1 pseudogene is annotated in these 1395 nt (G+C 29.0%); it reads left to right on the top strand.

The features are described from left to right. A pseudogene (locus HT693_RS11680) lies at positions 1-1395 on the top strand (IS1182 family transposase); the annotation flags it as partial.

The following is a 1395-nucleotide window of genomic DNA, read 5'->3' as shown; positions in this document are numbered from 1 at the left end:
AAACTTCAGTTCTTATCCCCACAAATGATATTTCACGACATGTAAATGATATTGTTGAAACAATTCCTGACAATGAATTCGACGAATTCAGACATCACCGTGGTGCAACTTCGTACCATCCTAAAATGATGTTAAAAGTGATTCTAGATGCCTACACACAATCTGTATTCTCAGGTCATAAAATAGAAAAAATGCTTAATGATAGCATCCGAATGATGTGGCTATCACAAAATCAAAAACCTTCTTATAAAACAATTAATCGATTTAGAGTAAATCCAATAGTAGATGCTTTATTAGAATCTTTATTTATTCAATTTTACAGTCAGTGTGTAAAACAAAATCTTATAGATGATAAAGCTATTTTTATTGATGGTACAAAAATTGAAGCAAATGCCAATCGATATACATTTGTATGGAAAAAGAGTATTCAAAACCATGAATCAAAGATGAATGAGGATTCTAAAGCCCTCTACCATGAATTGGTAACCAATAAAATCATACCGGAAATTAAAGAAGATCATGATAATGAATTAACAAAAGAAGAAATAGATTTGATTGGTAGTCACTTAGATAAAGAAATCGAAGATTTAAACCAACATATCAACAATGAAAAATGTACTAAAACAAGAAAACAAATACGTCTCAAAAGAACTAAAATCAAAAAATACAAAAAGCAAATCAATGATTATTTTGAGCGAAAGTATCGATACGAATTTCAAAAATCTATTTTAAAGGATAGAAATAGTTATTCTAAGACAGATCATGATGCGACATTTATGAGAATGAAAGAAGATCACATGAAAAATGGACAACTTAAGCCAGGGTATAATTTACAAATAGCGACAAATTCCCAATTTGTTTTATCTTATAATGTGTATCAAAATCCAACGGATACTAGAACGATGATTCCATTTTTAAATTCAATTTAAGAGACCTACGGTCATTTACCTGAATATATTGTAGCTGATGCAGGTTATGGTAGTGAATCAAATTATAAGGCAATTATAGATGACTTTAATCGAACGCCACTCATAACATATGGAATGTTTATAAAAGATAAAACTAAAAAATATAAAAGTGACATCTTTAATACTCAAAATTGGAACTATGACGAAATTAATGACGAATTCATTTGTCCGAATAATAAACGGCTAGGTTTTAAAAGATATGCCTATCGTCATGATAAGTATGGTTATAAGCGAGACTTCAAATTATATGAATGTGATGATTGTTCAGAATGTCCTCTGAAAAATCAATGTATGAACTTCAATTCAAAAACAAACAAAAAAATAATGAAGAATTATAACTGGGAATATTTTAAATCCCAAATTAACAAAAAGCTTTCAGAACCAGAAACAAAAAATATCTACAGTCAAAGAAAAATTGATGTGGAAC

The organism is Streptococcus sp. 2154, assembly GCF_013277255.1.
Lineage (GTDB): Bacteria > Bacillota > Bacilli > Lactobacillales > Streptococcaceae > Streptococcus > Streptococcus pseudopneumoniae.
The sequence above is the reverse complement of the archived record's forward strand: the minus strand, read 5'-3'. Positions and strand labels throughout refer to the sequence as shown.